Annotated in this window: 23 protein-coding genes; 20 read left to right on the top strand and 3 right to left on the bottom strand. The window is 60.7% G+C overall.

Features of this window, described 5'->3' with window-relative positions; translation table 11 throughout:
* The first annotated feature begins 21 nt into the window (after nt 1-21).
* Genes HWU94_RS05425 through HWU94_RS05440 form a run of 4 tightly spaced genes read left to right on the top strand, consistent with a single transcriptional unit; the run spans nt 22 to nt 2,203 of the window.
* A complete protein-coding gene (locus HWU94_RS05425) occupies nt 22-306 on the top strand; it encodes a hypothetical protein (protein WP_185174634.1) in 285 nt (94 codons plus the stop codon).
* 2 nt (nt 307-308) lie between these two features.
* On the top strand, nt 309-1,217 hold the full coding sequence (locus HWU94_RS05430; RefSeq protein ID WP_185174635.1) for an FAD:protein FMN transferase: 909 nt from the start codon (nt 309-311) through the stop codon (nt 1,215-1,217).
* 40 nt (nt 1,218-1,257) lie between these two features.
* Nucleotides 1,258-1,824, top strand: coding sequence for a ferric reductase-like transmembrane domain-containing protein (locus HWU94_RS05435; protein ID WP_185174636.1), 567 nt, complete (start codon nt 1,258-1,260; stop codon nt 1,822-1,824).
* Nucleotides 1,825-1,834: 10 nt separating this feature from the next.
* Nucleotides 1,835-2,203: a hypothetical protein gene (locus HWU94_RS05440; RefSeq protein ID WP_185174637.1), complete on the top strand. Its 369-nt coding sequence runs from the start codon at nt 1,835-1,837 to the stop codon at nt 2,201-2,203.
* A 48-nt stretch (nt 2,204-2,251) separates the two neighbouring features.
* Here the strand turns inward: HWU94_RS05440 and HWU94_RS05445 are convergent, their stop codons facing one another.
* The gene (locus HWU94_RS05445; RefSeq protein ID WP_185174638.1) at nt 2,252-2,431 is read right to left on the bottom strand and encodes a hypothetical protein; all 180 of its coding nucleotides are present in this window, start codon (nt 2,429-2,431) and stop codon (nt 2,252-2,254) included.
* A 29-nt stretch (nt 2,432-2,460) separates the two neighbouring features.
* Between HWU94_RS05445 and HWU94_RS05450 the strand changes: the two genes are divergently transcribed.
* The 10 genes from HWU94_RS05450 to nrdF all read left to right on the top strand — a co-directional run bounded on the left by HWU94_RS05450 (nt 2,461) and on the right by nrdF (nt 11,917).
* The gene (locus tag HWU94_RS05450) at nt 2,461-2,676 is read left to right on the top strand and encodes a ferredoxin (protein WP_185174639.1); all 216 of its coding nucleotides are present in this window, start codon (nt 2,461-2,463) and stop codon (nt 2,674-2,676) included.
* 23 nt (nt 2,677-2,699) lie between these two features.
* Entirely contained in the window at nt 2,700-3,695 is a 996-nt protein-coding gene (locus HWU94_RS05455) for a winged helix DNA-binding domain-containing protein (protein ID WP_185174640.1), read from the top strand.
* Between the two features lie 158 nt (nt 3,696-3,853).
* A complete protein-coding gene (locus HWU94_RS05460; protein WP_185174783.1) occupies nt 3,854-4,945 on the top strand; it encodes a 2,3-butanediol dehydrogenase in 1,092 nt (363 codons plus the stop codon).
* Nucleotides 4,946-5,109: 164 nt separating this feature from the next.
* The gene (locus HWU94_RS05465; protein ID WP_185174641.1) at nt 5,110-5,550 is read left to right on the top strand and encodes a hypothetical protein; all 441 of its coding nucleotides are present in this window, start codon (nt 5,110-5,112) and stop codon (nt 5,548-5,550) included.
* A 121-nt stretch (nt 5,551-5,671) separates the two neighbouring features.
* Nucleotides 5,672-6,754, top strand: coding sequence for an App1 family protein (locus HWU94_RS05470; RefSeq protein ID WP_185174642.1), 1,083 nt, complete (start codon nt 5,672-5,674; stop codon nt 6,752-6,754).
* A 495-nt stretch (nt 6,755-7,249) separates the two neighbouring features.
* Nucleotides 7,250-7,483, top strand: coding sequence for a glutaredoxin-like protein NrdH (nrdH, locus tag HWU94_RS05475; protein WP_135013938.1), 234 nt, complete (start codon nt 7,250-7,252; stop codon nt 7,481-7,483).
* A 112-nt stretch (nt 7,484-7,595) separates the two neighbouring features.
* Nucleotides 7,596-8,042 (top strand): class Ib ribonucleoside-diphosphate reductase assembly flavoprotein NrdI, encoded by a 447-nt coding sequence (nrdI, locus tag HWU94_RS05480; protein WP_185174643.1) that lies wholly within the window; start codon nt 7,596-7,598, stop codon nt 8,040-8,042.
* Nucleotides 8,006-10,186, top strand: a complete 2,181-nt coding sequence (gene nrdE / locus HWU94_RS05485; protein ID WP_409348801.1) for a class 1b ribonucleoside-diphosphate reductase subunit alpha — start codon at nt 8,006-8,008, stop codon at nt 10,184-10,186. Before nrdI ends, nrdE begins: the two co-directional genes overlap by 37 nt.
* A 209-nt stretch (nt 10,187-10,395) precedes the next feature.
* Entirely contained in the window at nt 10,396-10,833 is a 438-nt protein-coding gene (locus tag HWU94_RS05490; protein ID WP_185174645.1) for a MarR family winged helix-turn-helix transcriptional regulator, read from the top strand.
* Between the two features lie 109 nt (nt 10,834-10,942).
* Nucleotides 10,943-11,917, top strand: a complete 975-nt coding sequence (gene nrdF, locus HWU94_RS05495; RefSeq protein WP_185174646.1) for a class 1b ribonucleoside-diphosphate reductase subunit beta — start codon at nt 10,943-10,945, stop codon at nt 11,915-11,917.
* Between the two features lie 93 nt (nt 11,918-12,010).
* Here the strand turns inward: nrdF and HWU94_RS05500 are convergent, their stop codons facing one another.
* Complete coding sequence (locus tag HWU94_RS05500; RefSeq protein WP_185174647.1) at nt 12,011-12,490, bottom strand: Topology modulation protein; 480 nt, start codon at nt 12,488-12,490, stop codon at nt 12,011-12,013.
* A gap of 194 nt (nt 12,491-12,684) precedes the next feature.
* Between HWU94_RS05500 and HWU94_RS05505 the strand changes: the two genes are divergently transcribed.
* From HWU94_RS05505 to HWU94_RS05515, 3 genes are read left to right on the top strand one after another with little or no spacing between them, the layout of a single operon-like run.
* Nucleotides 12,685-13,515, top strand: coding sequence for a GNAT family N-acetyltransferase (locus tag HWU94_RS05505; RefSeq protein WP_244956038.1), 831 nt, complete (start codon nt 12,685-12,687; stop codon nt 13,513-13,515).
* Nucleotides 13,515-14,204, top strand: coding sequence for a lipoyl protein ligase domain-containing protein (locus HWU94_RS05510; protein ID WP_342355186.1), 690 nt, complete (start codon nt 13,515-13,517; stop codon nt 14,202-14,204). Before HWU94_RS05505 ends, HWU94_RS05510 begins: the two co-directional genes overlap by 1 nt.
* Nucleotides 14,204-15,187 (top strand): SOS response-associated peptidase, encoded by a 984-nt coding sequence (locus HWU94_RS05515; protein ID WP_185174648.1) that lies wholly within the window; start codon nt 14,204-14,206, stop codon nt 15,185-15,187. Before HWU94_RS05510 ends, HWU94_RS05515 begins: the two co-directional genes overlap by 1 nt.
* Before the next feature lie 121 nt (nt 15,188-15,308).
* Here the strand turns inward: HWU94_RS05515 and HWU94_RS05520 are convergent, their stop codons facing one another.
* Nucleotides 15,309-15,815, bottom strand: coding sequence for a GNAT family N-acetyltransferase (locus HWU94_RS05520; RefSeq protein WP_185174649.1), 507 nt, complete (start codon nt 15,813-15,815; stop codon nt 15,309-15,311).
* A gap of 183 nt (nt 15,816-15,998) precedes the next feature.
* Here HWU94_RS05520 and HWU94_RS05525 point away from each other — a divergent pair, with 183 nt between their 5' ends.
* From HWU94_RS05525 to HWU94_RS05535, 3 genes are all read left to right on the top strand, one after another.
* Nucleotides 15,999-16,823, top strand: coding sequence for a fumarylacetoacetate hydrolase family protein (locus tag HWU94_RS05525; protein WP_244956039.1), 825 nt, complete (start codon nt 15,999-16,001; stop codon nt 16,821-16,823).
* 113 nt (nt 16,824-16,936) lie between these two features.
* Nucleotides 16,937-17,839, top strand: coding sequence for a site-specific DNA-methyltransferase (locus HWU94_RS05530; protein WP_185174786.1), 903 nt, complete (start codon nt 16,937-16,939; stop codon nt 17,837-17,839).
* 3 nt (nt 17,840-17,842) lie between these two features.
* A complete protein-coding gene (locus HWU94_RS05535) occupies nt 17,843-18,448 on the top strand; it encodes a DUF1648 domain-containing protein (protein ID WP_185174651.1) in 606 nt (201 codons plus the stop codon).
* Nucleotides 18,449-18,456: the final 8 nt, after the last annotated feature.

Here is an 18,456-nt window from a genome sequence, read left to right on the forward strand (position 1 = left end):
AAATCTAAGGAGTCCAACCCTATGCAAACACGTACCCGCGGCAAGCTTGTAGCCCACCTGGCAGGTGCCGGCCTGGTCGCCGCCTCTACTCTGGGGGCTGCCGCAGTAGCTGTAGAAACCTATGCAGATGTGCAGAGCACCGAAACAGCTACTGCCACCAGCCCTGAAACTGAGCAGACCTCACCCAGCACAACGGCAACCGCAAGCCAGAACGCCACCACCGGTTCAAGTTCTTCAAGCTCAACCACCTATGTGCAGCAGGCCCCTGCCGGTTCCACCTCCCACACCACCAGTAGCGGCTCCTAGTCATGCTGGCAGAGAACTGGCAGGTCTGGACGTCCGCGGCCGAGCTTCTGGTCGATAGCAGCCGTGAGGCAGACCTGGCTGCGGCGAGCGCCGCCGTGCGGGGCGTCCTTGCCGAAACTAACGCAGCTATCAACACCTTCGAGCCCACCAGTGAGCTGGCAACCATCAATGCCGCCGGTGGGGGAACTTACATGCTCAGCGCCACCCTGGCACAGGTTCTTGCCCAGGCAATTACCGCCTACGAGCGAACCGGCGGGGCTTTTGACCCCCGCGTCCAGGCCCTGGGCGGAACTGCCGGTCAGGCGCTGACCTTCCAGCTCGTCACCGGCGAAGACGGCAGCCTTTCAGTAGCATCGACTGAGCCTGCGAGCTTGCACGAGCAGGTGCAGCTGACCGGTAGGCAGCTTACCCTGGCTGAGGGGGTGCAGCTTAACCTTATCGGCATCGGCAAAGCCTGGGCCGTGGACCGCGGTGCGGACGCCGCAGCCCAAGCCTGCGGGGCACCCGTCCTTCTCAACATCGGCGGGGATATCGCCACGGCAGGGCCCACCCGCCCCTGGACGGTAACCGTCCAAGACCTAGAAAATGACCCTGCCAGCACCATTGAGCTCATCAACGGGGGAGCGATCGCCACCTCGTCCACCCAAAAGCGCCGCTGGGCACGAGACGGCCAGGGCTGGCACCACATCATCAACCCCGCCACCGGCCTCTCCGCTACACCGGATCTTGCAACCGCCAGCGTCATCGCAGGCAGCGCAACAGAGGCCAACACCTACTCCACCGCAGCCATCGTCTGGGGAAGTGGTGCCCACCAGAAGCTCGCCCCCACCGGCCTGCCCACTCGCCTCGTGACAGTTACCGGCACAGAACTCACCCACCACTGGCCAGCAACCCCAACACCCCAGCCCTAAACCCCACCCCAAGACCGGAACCCCGAAAGACCAGATACCCATGACCAACGAAATCTACTGGGCCATCGCCCGCTCCACAGGAGCCACAGCCCTCATCCTGCTCTCTGTCTCCCTGGCCCTAGGTATCCTGGCCCGCTCCGGCAAAACCTACATCGGCATACCCCGATTTGCCACCACCTCCATCCACCGCACAGCCTCCCTCCTCGCCCTGATCTTCACCCTCATCCACATCATCACCCTCTACCTCGACACCTACACCGGAATCACCCTCACCCAGTTCTTCATCCCCTTCACCACGGCAAGCGAAACCCTCGCCTACGGTCTAGGAACCCTGGCCTTCGACCTGATTCTGGCGCTCGCCGTCACCGGTCTGCTGCGCCACCGCCTACCCGAGAAGCTCTTTCACCTGGTGCACTGGGGTGCCTACGCCTGCTGGCCCGCAGCCCTTGCCCACGGGCTCAGCTCCGGCACCGACCGCGGGCAGATCTGGTTCCTCGCCCTCGCCCTGGTCTCCATCGCCCTTGTTGGTACCGCCACTGTCTACCGTCTGCTCCCTTTCTTTGGCACTACCCGTCAGGTAGCCTCCGTCCGGTCCGCAAGCCGCTAGGAAACCCGTCATGACAACACCCCTACTCCACGCCACCACCCGCCCCACCGCGTCCGCCCCGCTCACCCCGGCACACAACGTCCGCCTGGACCTAGCTGTCGGCAGCCCCCGGCTCTTTGCCGCCGGCCACCAGGCGGACGCCGCAGCTCACCTAGCTACCTTCGGCACAGTACCTGCCCTCAACCCCCAGCAGGTACTCGAACACATCTTCGAATCAAATCTGGACGGACGCGGCGGTGCTAGCTTCTCCACCTACTGCAAACTCACCACCACCGACCAAGGCCCCAAAACCACCATCATCGCCAACGGAGCAGAAGGCGAATACCTCTCCCACAAAGACCGCACCCTCCTGCTCCACGCCCCCCCACCTCGTCCTTGACGGCCTACAAATCGCCGGAGAACTCATCGGCACCCGCAACCTCGCCCTCTACGCCCGAGAAGAATCCCTCGCCACCATCGCCCCGCTCGCCGCAGCCCGCGGCATCACCTGCTCCCCGGACGAGGCATCTGCAAACACCCCGATGCCACCGTCCGCTTCATCACCAACACCCTCACCACCTACCACCACGAAATCACAGCCCACACCCACGGCACCTGCACCGCTCACTCCTAACCCACGAAAGACCCACCCCCCCCATGACCACCCTCCACATCAACTGGGGCAGCTGTGCCGCCCGCGGCCTCTGCATCGAACTCCTCGAAGAAAAACTCACCCCCGACCCCTGGGGCTACCCCTACTCACCCGAAGGCAGCACCATCACCATCCCACCAAACCTTCACCAAGCCGCCCAAGAAGCCGCCAAAGCCTGCCCCCTACGAGCCCTCACCCTCCACACCCAACCCACCACCTAAGAACACACGGGTACACTAAACCCATGCACCCCAACCACCTCCTCGCCCGACGACTCATCGCCCAAGCCCTCGCACCAGCGTCCGCCCGCCCCACCACACCCACCACCATCACCGACGCCGCCCACTACATGATCGCCACCCAAGGCCAAAACTACGCAGGCGGCCTCACCGCCCTCGCCATCCGCGCAGGGCACCCCGAAAAACCCCTCACCACCAACACCAGCCACCTAGATACCGCGCTCGCCGACTATGAACTGGTGCGCACCTGGTCCCAGCGCGGCACCCTGCACTACCTCCACCGCAGCGACCACTGGGTGACCACCCTCTTAGGGCCTCGTTCGGTCACCGGTAAGCCCGAGCGCCTAGCTGAGCAGTTCGGCCTGAGCGTTGAGGGCTACGAGGCAGCCCGGGTGCTGGCTGAAAGTGCTATTAGTGAACCGGTGAGCCGCGATCAGCTGCGGGCCCTCTTCGCTGAGGCAGGCTACCCCCGCGAGCTGCTGGGCCACCACCTGCGCCGGGCAGGCTCCGACGGCCGCATTATCCAGACCCGCCGCACCGGCCAACACGACACCTTCGTAGCCGCAGAAGTTGCCATTCCTCGGCAGGTGACTGACGCCGCCTCCCGCACCCCTGCCGAGAAAACCCGGGAACTGACCGCCCGCTACTTCTCCACCCGAGGCCCTGCCAGTATCGAAGACTTTTGCTGGTGGTCCACCCTGCCCAAGATGGTAGCGACTCGCACGGCAGAAGCCCTGGTGGCTGCCGGTGGGCTAACCAGCTTCACCCTGGAGGGCACTACCTACTACATGGGCAGCTGGCAGAAGGATGTTACACCTCAAGAGCTCGACCATGCCCTGAGCCTCGCCTACCACCTACCGGCCTTCGATGAATACTTCATCGCCTACAAAAACCGCACCCATCTCTTCGCCCCGGGAGTAGACCCCCACACCGTCATGACCAAGAACGGCATCGGTTGGCCTTTTACCGTTGAGGGTGGCCTGATTACGGGTAGAGCCTAAGGGGCGGCTATACCCGCAACCTGCCGAAACATAGCGTAACCGGCGCCACAAGCAGGTGCTGCGGAGATAGGATGAAAGAGGTCATAGACGACCAAACCCCACTACCAGCTCAACCAGGTAGCGGGGGAGACCTCTTATCGAAACAGGTGATGACTCCCATGAAGGCAGCCCGCTTTTACGACAACAAAGACATCCGCATCGAAGACATCGACGAACCCACCGCAGGCGCTGGTGAAGTCCTCATCAAGGTAGCCTGGTGCGGCATCTGCGGCACCGATCTTCACGAATACCTCGACGGCCCCATCTTCTGCCCCACCCACAGCACCCCTCACCCCATCTCCGGCGAAACCGCCCCCGTCACCATGGGCCACGAATTCTCCGGCGTTGTAGAAGCCCTCGGTGAAGGCATCACCGACCTAGAGGTAGGCGACCACGTCGTCGTTGAACCCTACATCGTACGCGACGACGTAGAAACCGGCCCCGGTAACAAGGACTACCACCTCTCCAAGGACATGAACTTCATCGGCCTCGCCGGGCACGGCGGCGGCCTTGCCGAAAAGATCGCCGTCAAGCGCCGCTGGGTCCACAAAATCTCCAAAGACATCCCCCTCGATGAAGCAGCCCTCATCGAACCCCTTACCGTGGGCTACCACGCCGTTGAACGAGCCGGGGGAGTCAAGGACGGGGACGTCGCCCTCATCGGCGGTGCAGGCCCCATCGGCCTGCTCACCGCAGCCGTCCTCAAAGCCCAGGGCGCAACCGTCATCATGAGCGAACTCTCCAGCCTCCGCCGCCAAAAGGCCCTCGATGCAGGAGTAGCCGACTACGCCCTATCACCCGCCGAGGTAGATGTCGTTGAAGAAGTCAAAAAACTCACCAACGGCCGCGGCGCCGACGTCGCCTTCGAATGCACCTCGGTCAACGCCGTCCTCGATACCCTCTTCGACGCCATCAAACCCCAGGGCGTCATCGTCGTGGTCTCCATCTGGGGCAAGCCCGCCCAGCTCGACATGCAAAAACTCGTGCTCAAGGAAGTTGACCTCCGCGGCACCATCGCCTACGTCAACAACCACCCCGACACCATCAAGCTCGTTGAATCAGGCAAAATCAACCTCAAACCCTTCATCACCGGCAAAATCGCCCTCGAAAACCTCATCGACGAAGGCTTCGACACCCTCATCAACCGCAACGAAACCGCCGTCAAAATCCTAGTCACCACCGACCCCCAGCGCCTAGACAACGCTCACTAGTCCACAACCACCAGGACGCCACACCCCGGGCGGGCACCCTCACACCAGAGAGTGCCCGCCCCCACTACGCCCCCAACCTCTCATCAAGACTTTTAGCCACAAACTGTCGCCCACCGGCGCGTAGCATTACCCTAAGAGTCTGTGAAGACGCTATATTTTTATATATGGCAAAGAAAAAAGTTACCGTAGTATCCGCGCTTGCGGCGACCGCCCTGCTCGCAGGCTGCGCGCAAACCATCGTACCCGGCATGGGCATCGAAGCAACTGACGGCTGGGGCGGCCGCGACGATATCACCATCGAGGTAACTGCCGAACACAACGGCGCAGAGGCTCCCGCAACCATCACCGTCTACCAAGACCAGATGAACTTCGACGGCAACCAGGCTGAATTCGAAGGTGAAGCCTTCTACAAGCTCACCTACGACAACCTCGCAGACCTCTCAGACTCACAAATCCGCGTCTCCGTCACCGCCGAAGACCCCGAAGCAGAGGTCTTCTGCGCCATCAAGGGCACCGGCTACTCCCTCGAAGAAGGCGACCACGTCAACCACGCCAACGAAGCAGACGGCACCGGCAGTGCCACCTGCGTCCTCAACATCGACTAACACCACCACCACACACCACACACAGGTGGGCACCAAAGACGGTGCCCACCTCTTCCTTTAACAACACACCCACACCCACCCATAACATGCACCAACCACCCAAATATGAAAAACTAGGGCTATGACCACAGGGGCACACGAAATCCGCACCATCGTCGCAGAAGCAGCCGACGAAGCCGTCAACATCGGCTACCGCATAGGCGACAACATCCACTCCTACCGCGAACGCAAAGCACAAAAAAACGGCCTAGAACCCGTCATCGTACCCAGCGTCGGATACGGCACCAAAAACTGGGTACGCATCCTCGGCCGCGCCCTCTACAAAACCGACCTCTTCGAAGAATTCTTCGACTCCGTCGAAAAAGGCGACCCCACCATCGAACCCGTCCGCGGCTGGCGCTCCTTCACCTCAGTCGCCATCTCCCACGCCCCCATCGACATCCACATCAACGGCCAACACCACCGCGTCCACGCCGACCGCGGAGGAGTCGTAGACGTCAAACTCAACATCACCCTAGAACCCGGCACCCACCAAGTCACCATCACCACCCCCGGCAGCCAACCCGCCATCACCAGCGTCTACATCGTCCCCGAAGACCAAACCATCGGAATCATCTGCGACGTCGACGACACCGTCATGAACACCGCCCTACCCCGCCCCTTCGTCGCCGCCTGGAACAGCTTCGTCCTCAACGAACACGCCCGCTCCGCCACCCCCGGCATGGCCGTCATGATGGACCGCCTCCACCGCGCCCACCCCACAGCACCCTTCATGTACCTCTCCACCGGCGCCTGGAACGTCACCCCCACCCTCCGCCGCTTCCTCCACCGCAACGGCTACCCCAAAGGCACCTTCCTCCTCACCGACTGGGGCCCCACCCCCGACCGCTGGTTCCGCTCCGGCTCCCAACACAAAGTCAACACCCTCAAACGCCTCGCCACCGAATTCCCCAACATCCGCTGGATCCTCATCGGCGACGACGGCCAACGCGACCCCGAAATCTACAACGGCTTCGCCGTCCGCTACCCCCACAACGTCGAAGCCATCCTCATCCGCAACCTCACCTTCGGCGAATCCGTCCTCTCATCAGGCCGCGTCTGGGGCGACAACCGCGCTCGCGATATCACCAAGGGCGACCTCTGGCTTGAAGGCAATGACGGCACCGCCCTCTACGAGCAGCTCAAAGACCGCGGGCTCGTCTAAACAACCGCGCTTAAACACCTTAAGGGGCACCCTTGTCAAGCCTGACGGGGTGCCCCTTTGCGCGACACGCCCCCGGCAAAAAACCTTAAAAAACAGGCCCGCGCAGCCCCCAAGACTCAAGGCTCAATTTAGGGTTGAAAGCCCCCGCCCTGATATCACGCGGGACGTCCGGTCTTAAGCCCCAGGGGGCTCAGCGGCCCCTGAACTTAAGGTCACACACCGACCTTCAATCCCGCCCCAAGAAGCCCTTAATGTGGATAACTCCCTTAAAGCCCGCAAACGCGCGGAAGGGCTGTGGATAGCGCACCGATTTAAAAAATTTCGTAACAGACCACACTATGTAGGGTTAGGTGCGCTCCCCAAACACTAGATGTAGTATTAAGTCTCGGTTCGGGCGACTAGAGAGAAAAGGCCGCCAGACCCCACACCAGCTCTTTCGAGAGCCCCTATGCCAGAAACCTCCCGCAACGCGCGGGACACCAAGGAGATACCCCAATGACCGTTACGGTGTACACCAAGCCTGCCTGCGTCCAGTGCAACATGACCTACCGCGCTCTCGATAAGCTCGGCGTCCAGTACAACACCGTTGACATCACCGAGGACCCCGCAGCCCTCGAACTCATCAAGGGCATGGGCTACCTGCAGGCCCCCGTTGTAATCGCCGGTGAGGATCACTGGTCAGGCTTCCAGCCCGACAAGATCAACGCCCTGGCCAGCGCCGCAGCCTAACCGCTGACCACCTGCCCGGGCAGCACCCGCCGCTACAGGCGTCCGCACCCGGGCCTTTTCTTACCCGCGCCACGCGCACACCCACCACGACCAGATCCAGGCACCAGCCCCCATGGACACCACAGATACCACCGGACAGCCCACCATCGTCTACTTTTCATCGGTCTCAGAGAACACTCACAAGTTCGTTCAGAAGACCGGAATAAAAAACATACGGCTACCGCTTAAGACCAGCGAAGACCCCCCACAGGTCACCGGGCCCTACGTGCTGTGTGTCCCCAGCTACGGGCGACCCGGGGGAGCGGGCTCTATACCGCCCCAGGCCGTGAAGTTCCTCAACAACCCCCACAACCGGGAACTCCTGCAAGGAGTCATCGGCGCGGGAAACACCAACTTCGGTGACCTCTTCTGCGTAGCAGCAGACAAAGTCGCCGCCAAATGCCACGTGCCCGTACTCTACAAGTTTGAGCTCATGGGCACCGAAGAAGATGTAGAAACCGTTCAAGAAGGATTGGAAAAATTTTGGATTCAAAACTCCCTGTACCCGGCCTCAGCGTAGAACCCGGTCACGAGGATCCGAGCACCCCCGAGAAATACCGTGGCATGGGGTACCACGAACTGAACGCCCTTCTGAACCTCTACGATGAGAACGGCCAGATTCAGTTCGAAGCAGACCGTCAGGCAGCCCGCCAGTACTTCCTGCAGCACGTCAACAACAACACCGTCTTCTTCCACGACCTGGAAGAAAAGATTGACTACCTGGTCAAGCACCAGTACTACGAGCCCGAGGTTTTCGAGAAGTACTCCTTTGACTTCGTCAAGTCCCTCTCCAAGCTGGCCTACTCCAAGAAGTTCCGCTTCCCCACCTTCCTGGGCGCCTTCAAGTTCTACACCTCCTACGCGCTGAAGACCTTCGACGGCCAGCGCTACCTGGAACGCTTCGAGGACCGCGTGGTCATGGTTGCCCTGCTGTTGGCAGAAGGCGACGAGGCTCTGGCAACCAAGATTGTCGAAGAGGTCATCTCCGGCCGCTTCCAGCCCGCCACCCCCACCTTCCTCAACGCAGGTAAGAAGCAGCGCGGCGAACTGGTCTCCTGCTTCCTGCTGCGTATCGAAGACAACATGGAGTCCATCGGCCGCTCCATCAACTCAGCCCTACAGCTGTCCAAGCGCGGCGGCGGCGTAGCCTTCGCCCTGACCAACCTGCGCGAAGCTGGCGCCCCCATCAAGAAGATCGAGAACCAGTCCTCAGGCGTCATCCCCGTGATGAAGCTGCTGGAAGACTCCTTCTCCTACGCCAACCAGCTCGGTGCCCGCCAGGGGGCAGGCGCAGTTTACCTGCACGCCCACCACCCCGATATCTACTCCTTCCTCGACACCAAGCGCGAGAACGCCGACGAGAAGATTCGCATTAAGACCCTCTCACTGGGCGTTGTGATTCCCGATATCACCTTTGAACTGGCCAAGAAGAACGAGGACATGTACCTCTTCTCGCCCTACGACGTTGAGCGTATCTACGGTGTGCCCTTCTCAGATATCAACGTCACCGAGAAGTACTACGAGATGGTCGACGATGCCCGCATCAAGAAGACCAAGATCAACGCCCGCGAGTTCTTCCAGACCCTGGCCGAGATTCAGTTCGAATCGGGCTACCCCTACGTCATGTTCGAAGACACCGTCAACAAGGCCAACCCCATTGACGGCAAGATCATCATGTCTAACCTCTGCTCCGAGATCCTGCAGGTTTCAGAGCCCTCCGTCTACAACGCTGACCTGGGCTACGAGACCATCGGTAAGGACATCTCCTGCAACCTGGGCTCCCTGAACATCGCCCTGGCGATGGACGGCGGTGATCTGGGCCAGACCGTCGGCACCGCTATTCGCGCCCTGACCGCTGTGTCTGACCAGTCCGACATCGCTTCTGTTCCCTCCATCGAGCGCGGTAACTCCATGAGCCACGCCGTTGGCCTGGGGCAGATGAACCTGCACGGCTACCTGGCTCGCGAGCACGTCTACTACGGTTCTGAAGAAGCCCTGGACTTCACCAACATCTACTTCTACACCGTCACCTACCACGCGATTCGTGCCTCTATGGAGATTGCCCGCGAACGCAAGGAGACCTTCGTAGGCTTTGAGAAGTCCAAGTACGCTTCGGGGGAGTACTTCGAGAAGTACATCAACGGCACCTGGGACTTTGAGACCGAGCGCGCCCGCGAGCTCTTCGCCGGTCACTTTGTGCCCACCGCTGAGGACTGGAAGCAGCTGGCAGCTGAGGTTGCTGAGCACGGTATGTACAACCAGAACCTGCAGGCTGTTCCGCCCACCGGTTCTATCTCCTACATCAACGGCTCTACCTCGTCGATTCACCCCATCGCCTCGAAGATTGAGATCCGTAAGGAAGGCAAGCTGGGTCGTGTCTACTACCCGGCTCCCTACATGGACAACGAGAACCTGGACTACTACCAGGACTCCTACGAAATCGGCTACGAGAAGATTATCGACACCTACGCCGTTGCTACCCAGCACGTTGATCAGGGTCTGTCGCTGACCCTCTTCTTCAAGGACACCGCCACCACCCGCGACGTCAACAAGGCCCAGATTTACGCCTGGCGTAAGGGCATCAAGACCATCTACTACTCACGTATTCGTCAGATGGCTCTTGAAGGTACCGAGGTTGAGGGCTGCGTTAGCTGCATGCTCTAAGACCTGAGACGGGGTAGGGCGTTGCGCTGATAGGGCGCGGACGCCCGCCCCGGCCGGGCGGGGCCCGTCATCTTGCGTGGGTGGCGGGCTTTCTTTATTGCGGTATATAATCTATATAACTGATAAGTTAAACTGATTATTTTAGGCTGGCGCCCTTGGAAAATTTTTCGTATGAGCAGGCGAGTACCTTACGTTACTCGGTGTTTAGAATGCACCGACGACTGAGGAACGAGACCGACTCCCACTCACCCCTCTCGTTTGCTGAAGAAACCGTGCTCGCCCAGCTCCAGGCCGCCCCGCGGCAAACCGGTGCTGAACTGGCCCGCTTTCAGCGCATGACCCCGCAGTCCATGAACAAAATCGTGGCCTCACTCCTGCGCCGCGGCTATATCGCCTCCGGTAAAAACCTGCACGACAAGCGCCGCAAGGAGCTCTACCTGACAGAGCAGGGGAGTGCCACCATCGACTCCATCATCAGTCGCCGCGACCACTGGATCGTAGAACGAGCCGACGAAATACTCACCGCGGACGAGGCCGCGCAACTAGCTGCGGCCCTGCCACTGCTGCGCCGCCTCGTCGACAGGGAAACCAAAGCCGAACGCCTAGCTGCCCTACAAGAAGAAGCGGGCGACGGCGTCCGCCCCTGAGATATTAAGCAAACCGAGCCGCTGGTGCGAAAACCGCCCAACGGTGAAAGAATAGAACCAAGCCTATTTCAGGCACTCCAACACCCCGACATGAGGAGAACCCATCACCATGAGTGAGAAGGTTGAACTGGTCAACCACGTTGAAGCCATCAACTGGAACCGCATCGAAGACGAAAAAGACCTTGAGGTCTGGGATCGTCTGACCGCTAACTTCTGGCTACCCGAAAAGGTGCCGCTCTCAAACGATGTGCAGTCCTGGAAGACCCTGACCGAAGAAGAAAAGCAGCTGACCATGCGCGTCTTCACCGGCCTGACCCTGCTCGACACCATCCAGGGCACCGTCGGCGCTGTCTCCCTGCTGCCCGACGCCGTCACCGCCCACGAAGAGGCCGTGTACACCAACATCGCCTTCATGGAGTCGGTACACGCTAAGTCTTACTCATCGATCTTCTCAACACTGGCGTCCACCAAGGAAATTGACGAGGTCTTCCGCTGGTCCACCGAAAACGAGCACCTGCAGAAGAAGGCTCGCATCGTCATGGACTACTACCAGGGCGATGACCCCCTCAAGAAGAAGGTTGCCTCAACCCTGCTCGAGAGCTTCCTCTTCTACTCAGGTTTCTACCTGCCCATGTACTGGTCATCCCGCGCCAAGCTCACCAACACCGCAGACCTGATCCGCCTGATCATTCGCGATGAGGCTGTGCACGGCTACTACATCGGCTACAAGTACCAGCGCGGCCTCGAAAAGGAGACCGCGGAGCGCCAGGCAGAGCTCAAGGACTACACCTTTGACCTGCTCTACGAACTGTACGAGAACGAAGTGGCCTACACCCACTCCCTCTACGACGGCGTGGGCCTGAGCGAGGACGTCAAGAAGTTCCTGCACTACAACGCCAACAAGGCACTCATGAACCTTGGCTACGAGGCAATGTTCCCCGCCTCGGTCACCAACGTGTCGCCCGCGATTCTCTCGGCCCTCTCACCCAACGCCGACGAGAACCACGACTTCTTCTCAGGCTCCGGCTCCTCCTACGTGATCGGCAAGGCCGTAAACACGGAAGATGAGGACTGGGACTTCTAAACACCCTAGTCAGAGCTAGAAAATGGCCCCTTGTTGAACCCCTTTCTGCGGGAACATCGAGGGGCCGCTTTCATACAAGGAGTGGCAGTGGACTTAGCTCCACCACCTTCTCCACACCGTTTTCTCGGGGTAGGTGCGGCGGACGTCAGCCAGGGCCCTCATGCGGGCGCGGCTGGGGCCGTCCCACAGAATCCACTTGATAAATTCAAGGTCGAGTTTCTCGGGGCAGCCCTCGGTCATATCAGGCCGGTTGGTACTGCGGTAGGTGAGCCAGCGGCGTCCTACCCTCCACAGACGCACCAGACGCGGCGCTAACAGAATATAGATACGGTCAGCCTCAGCCAGCCGCCGTTCAAAGTGCACGTCGGAATAGCCGCCCTCAATCACCCAGGCTCCATTCTTATCCAGAAACTCGCCCACCAGAGCGCGTTCGTCCGTAAGGTCCCGCTCGACCCATCCCGGCAACCAGTGAACGGTATCAAGGTGCAGCAGCGGCACCCCGTACCCGGCAGCCAACCTTCGCGCCCAGGTGGACTTACCGGCACCACTCAAACCCAGAACAAGAATCTTCATACTTCCAGCATAAACACTGGCACCCCGCATTTATTCTGAAAAAGCCGCAACTAGTTGCGGGTAAAACAGAATAAATGCGGGGCGAAACCCCCAGCCTCACCAGCCTGCCCCGAAAGGTAAAGGGGCCACCGGCGTCCGCGCCCCTGCTAAAGCGAGTACCCTAGATACAGACCCCACCGAGCAGAAAGAGAGCCATGCCCGCGCCTATCACCAGCTACCAGCAGGCCGAGAAGATTCTGGCTGCGCAGCTGTCCATCGACCTGTGCCTACCCGAGCAGGCCATTGATATAGCGCAGCAGCACGGCTCAACCCACCTTTCGGCGCGGCGAATACCCCTCGACGAGATGCACCCGGCCCGCCGCCGCTACCGCGACCACTGGGAGCTACGCCTGATTAATTACCGGGGGCTCACCGTCATCTGTGCCCAGCACCCGCGCGTGCGCGAGGCTGCCGACAACCTACTAGCTGGCGATAACGGGAACTGGGTGGGGGACTACTCCGAGCTGCGCAAACTCAATGACTACCTCACCCCTTACGCCCTGCAGATGAGCGGTACATCCCTCTTTTTCACCCCCGGTAGGGATTTCTTTACCCGGGGTGCGGACGCCCGCCCCGGCTTACCCGCCGAGGGCTACACGGTGCGGTGGCTAGAATCTTCGGAGCTAGAGACGTATCGCGGAAACCCCGATTTTGAGAACGCGCTCGGTTTCAAAGAGCTGCGCCCCGATGTGCAGGTGCTCGGCGCCTACGCCGAGGGGGAGCTGGTGGCTCTGGCCGGTGCTAGTGAAGACTCCGACTGGTGCCGCCAGATTGGTATTGATGTACTGCCCGGCCATCGCGGCAGGGGGCTGGCGTCTTACCTGGTCAGGGAGCTGTCGCAGGCTATTCTCGTCGAGGGGTTCGTGCCTTTCTACGGCACCAGTCCCTCGCACATCATCAGCCAGCAGGTTGCGCTAAATGCGGGCCTGCGCCCGGCCTGGTGGGAGTTCGTCTCTACCAGCTTGAACGAAATTTCGGTGGACTAATGCTGCACCTTGACCGCGTTGACCCCGCTACCGGCGGAACTATGGCCGAGATGGTTGATTCAGCCATGGTGACCGTCCGCGCAGTGGGTAGGGGAGAGGCCCCCAGTACCCTGCGTCTCTATCGGCCCAAGCCAACGGTGGCTTTTGGACGCAGGGATGAGCTCAACCCCCGGTTCGCTCAGGCCCGCGCGGCTGCGGTGGGTCGCGGGTTTGAACCCCTGGTGCGTACCGTGGGCGGGCACGCCGCCGCCTATCACTCGGGCTGCCTGGTGGTGGATCATTTTCAGAAGGCGTCAGACGCTGTCAGCGGCAACCACGAGCGCTACGGCATCTTCGGGGCCATGTTCGCAGAGGCCCTCACCAGCCTGGGCATTCCTGCCGGGGTGGGGGAGTTACCCGGCGAGTACTGCCCCGGTGAGTATTCGGTCTGGGGCCAGTTACCTGGAAGTCAGCGGGTCAAGCTTATTGGCACCGCCCAGCGGGTCGTTGCCGGAGCCTGGTGGTTCTCATCGGGCATCGTGGTGACAGGGGCCGATAGTCTGCGCGAGGTAACAACAGACGTTTACCAGGCCCTCGGCCTACCCCTTGACCCCGCGACAGTGGGCGCGGCAGCTGACATCGAACCCCTCATCACCGTCGACGACCTTGAAGACGCCGTCATCGAAGCCTACGAAAGCGAGGGGTTCTAGTGTGCGGACGCTACGCCCTTGAACTAGCCCAAGAACACCCCCAGTACATGGCTGGGGTTGAACTCACCGACCCCATCACCAACTACAACGTGGCGCCCACTAGCACGGTCCCCATCCTGGTTGACCGGCTAGTGGCACCCATCGAGCAGGTTACCGGGGCGGACGCGCCCGCGCGGGCGGGTGCGTCCGCCCCCTCTGACGGCGGGCAGGGGAACTCCCCGGTCTTTACCCGCGAATTGCACTCGGCCCGCTGGGGCCTGCTGCCGGGCTGGGCGAAGGACCCCGCCTTTTCGTCGCGGGCCTTCAACGCCCGCAGTGAGACTATCTTTGAAAAGCCCACCTTCCGCGAAGCTGCAGTTTCGGGGCACTGCGCCGTGCCCGTGAGCGGCTACTACGAGTGGAAAACCGAAACCACCGCCGCGGGTAAGCAGGTCAAAACCCCCTATTTTGTGCACCGTACCGATGGGCGCCCCATCTACTTCGCGGGCCTGTACGAGTGGTGGAAGATTCCCGCAGAATTTGCCGGGCCCGATGGGCCTTTCGCGGGTAAGCAGGGGGAGTGGCTGCTCTCCTGTTCGATTGTGACCATGGATTCGCCCGGCAACGGCGAGTTCGACCCCGGAATTATGGCTGACCTGGGCGGCGACCTCGGCTATACAAATGAGATTGAGCGGCAACTGGGTCAGCTGCACAACCGCCTGCCCATCCCTCTTCACGTAGCCAACGAGGCTGATATCAGCGAGAATGATAGCCTCACCACCTGGCTGCGGTCAGGCCGACCAGCCGGTTCCCCTAAACCCAGCACCGAGCAGAAAAGGGCCTACCGCACCCAGGCGCAGGCGTCCTTGCAGCTCATCCGCGAGCAGGCATTCGCTGAAACCGCAGGCTGGGCTCTGCGCGAGGTGAGTAAGGACGTCGGCAACGTCCGCAACAACGCCCCCTACCTGCTGGAGCCGGTCGAAGATTTGCTCAGTGGGCTGTAAAGAATTTGATGAATTGAGTAGGCGTAGCAGGCTCACGCTCGCTGCCGAGTTAAAACAGCCGAGCCCCACCCCCGCTGCTGGTGAGGGGTGGGGCTCAACTATTACCTAGTTTACTGCTTGTCTAGAGAATGTCGTCGTCTTCGGGGAACCAGCGGTTGAAATCCAGGGTCAGGTAGAGGGCTAGCGCGGCGGCGTTGTTCTCGCTGATGCGTACTGAAACCTGCTCGTAGCCGTCCTCGAACATCTGGTCGATGCTGCGGCGAATCAGCTGTTCTGCCAGGCCTTCGCGGCGGCGGGAGGCAGCGGTGAAGAGCTCGTAGATGGTGGGGATGTCCTTGGGGTCGGTGACCACGCGGTGCTTGAGACAGAGGGACGCGGCAATAATGCGGTCGTGCTCATCAACTACCACGGGGGACGCCTCGGCGTAGAACTCGCCGTGCTCACCCTTGAGAATGCGCTCCATCTCGGCGGTGGCGTCGGCCTGGGAGGCGAAGCGTTCGTCGTCGTAGGAGGCGAAGTAGAGCCGTGCCAGCGCTTCGGCGTCGTTGAGCTGGGCGGGGCGAGTGCTGACGGTCACGGGCTGACGCGCCTTTGAAGTGTGCGAAATCAGAGTAATCAAGCCGCTCATGGTTGGCCTCCTTGTGGGTCGGGTATTGATTTACACTGTGATGTATAGAATACTCTGTTGGCTGATGATTACCTACGGTTTTACCGTTTATTCACCTTGTCAACGGAATATTGCGTCATAGAAAGTCTAGTTGACCGACCCCGCGGGGTGAAACTAGGTGCTGTAACAGAAAGGACGGCCGGGGTGAAGTTTGCGCAGGTCAGACGGGCTGGTAAGGCCCGTGCGGTGGTTGAAAGCGGCGGATGCTGGTACGAGCTGGGCCGGCCCCTGCACAAGTTCGTGGGGTCGAGTGATTTAGGGTCGGTGAGCCCTGCCGAACTGGGGGCTAAGCCGGTTGAGGTGAGCCCTGAAGAGTTCATTACTCCGCTGAACAAGGTGCAACGAGTGCTGTGCGTGGGGCTGAACTTCACGGATCACGCCGCAGAAGTGGGGGCTGAGCTGCCCACCTATCCCACCATCTTCACCAAGTTCGGAAACGCCCTCATCGGGCCGGGTGAGCCTATTGAGCTGCCCGCTGAGAGCACCAAAATTGACTGGGAAGTCGAGCTCTGCGCGGTGGTAGGACGCCGCGGCCGCCGCATCGCCGAAGATCAGGTGGACGACTACCTGCTGGGCTACACCGTGCTCAACGACGTGTCGGTGCGCGATTGGCAGGGGCGCACGTCCGAATGGTTCCAGGGCAAAAACTGGGACCGCATGACGCCCTTCGGCCCGGTCATCGTCAGCCCTGATGAACTCGACATTGCGGGTGGCCTAGCCATGACCTGCACTGTTGACGGTGAAGTACGCCAGCAGGGTACCACCGCCAACATGGTCTTCACCCCGGCCCAGGTGGTCAGCTACATCTCTACCTTTATGACGCTCGAACCCGGCGACCTCATCGCCCTGGGAACCCCCGCCGGGGTCGGGCTCTCACTGCGCCCACGCAAGTGGCTGGGCGCCGGGCAGACCGTGGTGACCTCAATCGAGGGTATCGGCACACTGACCAACCGGTGCGAGCAGATGTGAGTGCACCCTTGCGTGGCTTAACCCTCACCCGCCGCGCGGGCAGGTGGAGGTGACCTTGGGGTATTCTGTACCTTGTGTCAAAACGTTCTTTGTGGTCAGCAGATAGCACCAGCATGGTGATTCACGGCGATAATCTTGCCGTGCTCAAAAACCTGCCCGCAGAGAGCTTCCAGCTCATTTATATTGACCCGCCGTTCAATACGGGTAAGGTGCAGAAACGCCAGAGCATCAAGACTGTGCGTACCGAGGGCGGTAGCCGGGTCGGCTACAAGGGGCATACCTACGAAACTATCAAGGGCGATATCTACGGGTATTCTGACTCTTTTGAGAACTACTGGGAGTTCTTGGAGCCCCGTCTCATGCAGGCCTGGCGCCTGCTCAAGCCCACCGGCACCCTCTACCTGCACCTGGACTACCGCGAGGTCCACTACGCCAAGGTGGTGCTCGATGCCCTCTTTGGCCGGGAATCTTTCTTAAACGAAATTATCTGGGCCTATGATTACGGGGCTAAGTCTAAGAAGAAGTGGCCAGCTAAGCACGATAACATCCTGGTCTATGTGAAAGACCCCGAGAACTATTACTTCAATTCTGAGGCGGTTGACCGCGAGCCCTACATGGCGCCCGGGCTGGTGACCCCCGAGAAGGCTGAGATTGGCAAGTTGCCGACGGACGTCTGGTGGCACACCATTGTTTCGCCCAGCGGCAAGGAGAAAACCGGCTATGCCACGCAGAAGCCCCTGGGGATATTGCGCCGTATTGTGCAGGCCTCGAGTGCGCCCGGCGACTGGGTGCTGGACTTCTTCGGTGGCTCCGGCACCACCGGCCACGCCTGCGCCCAGCTTGACCGCAACTTCCTGATGATTGACCAGAACCCCGAGGCTATTAAAATTATGCGTAAGCGACTGAAGGCCGTGGACGGGCTAGACGTGACTTTCAAGAAGTCCCGCGCTAAGGCGTCGCTAGCGGGGGCCAAGGTCACGCCCAAGACGGCTGCTATCAAGAAAACGAAAAAGTAACCCATGACATCCGCCTACCCGCCGATCAAACCCAATCGCACCTGGTTTATTTTTGCCCTGGGGCTGGTAGTTGCTGAGCTTATTTACCTGGCCCTGATGTACCCTTCTTTGCCCCAGCAGATTCCGGTGCACTTTGACCTTTTGGGCCAGGCTACCGGCTTGGTTGAGAAGAGGGCCTGGCTGGTCTTTGGCCCCACCCTTCTTCTGCCTGCCCTGCTTACCCTGGTCTGGTTTTCTGGGGTGGCCATGGGGCGTATGGCAAGTAAGGACGCCCGCACCCAGGTTCACGACGCCTTTTCGGCTCATGCAGGCAAGCAGGGGAGACGCCAGCTGGAAGCTGCCCAGGCCCTGGGGCTGGAGGCCCCGGTTTACTCTGCCCGCCGTCTTTACGCTCAGACGCAGGCTGTGGTTCCCTTCTTTACTGGCCTGGCCCTTGCCCTGGTGCTAGCCGTGAAAGTCATTAACCTGACCATGGTCGGGGTGTTGGGGGAGGCGTCCGTCCTTTTCTCTGCCCTGCCCCCGGTGGGCTACTGCCTCTTCCTGACCGCCCGCTCCTACCTCGCTGGTAAAAACTTCGATTCCCGCGCCCTAGCAGAGGGCGCAAAGTAGCCAGCTAG

The sequence above is a fragment of the Rothia nasimurium genome (genome assembly GCF_014217215.1).
Classification (GTDB): domain Bacteria; phylum Actinomycetota; class Actinomycetes; order Actinomycetales; family Micrococcaceae; genus Rothia; species Rothia avistercoris.